The following is a 1771-nucleotide window of genomic DNA, read 5'->3' as shown; positions in this document are numbered from 1 at the left end:
CGTACCTGGCTCTCCTTTAACCCAAAACCTGACAGCAGATTACGGTTTTGGACGGGTTGGTTTGGGTTTAACGGTAAACAACGAAAGTGCGGGACTGCAAAGGCAGACCCGTGTGGTAGGTAGTTATGCGTACCATTTGCCATTGAGCGGGGACAACCAGCAATTGCATTTTGGGGTGTCCTTAGGCTTCATGAGCCAGCGTCTGGAAAATGCGGACATTTATGGCAATCCGAGTGACCCGATGGTGGGGCAGTACAACGACCGTAAAACTTACCTGGATGGTGATTTCGGGGTATCCTATACTTCTGATCACTTGAACATCCAGGCTTCGGTTCCAAACCTGAAAAGCGTGCTGAAGAAAGATGTGATCAAACTGGCGGATGTGGCTACTTTTTACACGGCTGTAAGTTACCGGATTTTGCTTAGCGAAGGTGCAGAAGGTGTAGATGCGGAACCTAAAGTTGCGTACCGCGGGGTAAAAGGTTTTGACAACATCTGGGATGCTGGTGCGCAGATGAGTATTGCCAATAAGCAGGTGTTTTTGTTAGGAATGTACCACAGTACAAAGAACGCAACCTTTGGTTTGGGTATGGATTACAAACGCCAGTACCTGATCAGTGCCACTTACACTACGCAGACTTCTGCTTTGAGTAATTATACAAATGGCAGTTTTGAATTAAACCTGAGGTTAAATCTGAATAAATAAGAATTACCGAAATCATAGCCCGCTGCGAATTCAATTTGCAGCGGGCTTTTTCATTATTGCTACTGAATTCTGATTTTGAAAAAAAGGCATTCATAAAGAGGTTTTAGATGATTCAAGCGTAATGGGTTTGTCCTTCCTTTTAAAGTCGAACCACATCACCTTTTCCCGGGCAGCAGATTTCAGATATAGAATGTGCTTGTAGAAGGCTACACCACTGCCAGAATAAATCCCGGCACCAAAATCACCATCCTTTTTTAAACGGTTGTGAACCGCATTGAAAAAGGACTTGATAATGGGAGTCGGATTTTTAAATAATATTCAGATTCATAGATAATCAAAAATTTGAGATGTCTTTTATAATTATACATATTTTATCAAAATATTTAATCAAAATGATTGTAAATTTAATTTAAATACTTTAATATTTGTTTTTAAGTATAATTTGTCTGTAGATTTGCTCCTAATCAAAATGCAAGATGTCGGAAACAACAAGCACTGATGTTCCATTGATCATGGACAAGCAAAAAGGCGAGGATAAAAAAACTCAGAAGAAAAACGATATCATCTTTAAAGGAGCCTTTGAAGATTATTTTGTGCATATGCTTCGTTTTTATTACCCTAATGCAGATCAAATCTTCGATTTCAGTAGAAAAATCGAATTTATGAACCAGGAACTTGCAGAAATAAATATAGATCCAGCTCTGGCTGGAGGAACAATCCGGACTGATTTACTGGCCAAGGTCTTTCTATTAGACGGAACCGAACAATTCTTCTACCTCCACATCGAGATCCAGGCCGAAACTAAGGCAATGTTTCCCGAACGTATTTTTGGGTATTGGATACGTTTGAGAGATAAATATGGTCCATCTATAGTTTCACTAGCTGTTTTCACAGGTAAAAAGAATCAATTGCGACCAAACCTATACAAATCCAGCATGCTGGGCACTGAACTGAGTTTCAAGTTCAACACCTATCAGATCTTTGACCATACGGAGGATGAACTCTTAGCTATGAATAATCCATTCGCCCTGGCGGTAATTGTGGCACAACAGGAGGCATTATGTA

Annotated in this window: 1 protein-coding gene and 1 pseudogene; both read left to right on the top strand. The window is 40.3% G+C overall.

What is annotated here, in order from left to right; all coding sequences use genetic code 11:
* Positions 1-706, top strand: a 706-nt coding sequence (locus tag IM797_RS28100; RefSeq protein WP_194130550.1) for a PorP/SprF family type IX secretion system membrane protein, incomplete at its 5' end; no start/stop codon positions are given.
* Positions 707-1182: 476 nt separating this feature from the next.
* Positions 1183-1771, top strand: a pseudogene (locus IM797_RS28095) (hypothetical protein); the annotation flags it as partial.

Source organism: Pedobacter sp. MC2016-24 (assembly GCF_015223055.1).
Classification (GTDB): Bacteria; Bacteroidota; Bacteroidia; order Sphingobacteriales; family Sphingobacteriaceae; genus Pedobacter.
The sequence above is the reverse complement of the archived record's forward strand: the minus strand, read 5'-3'. Positions and strand labels throughout refer to the sequence as shown.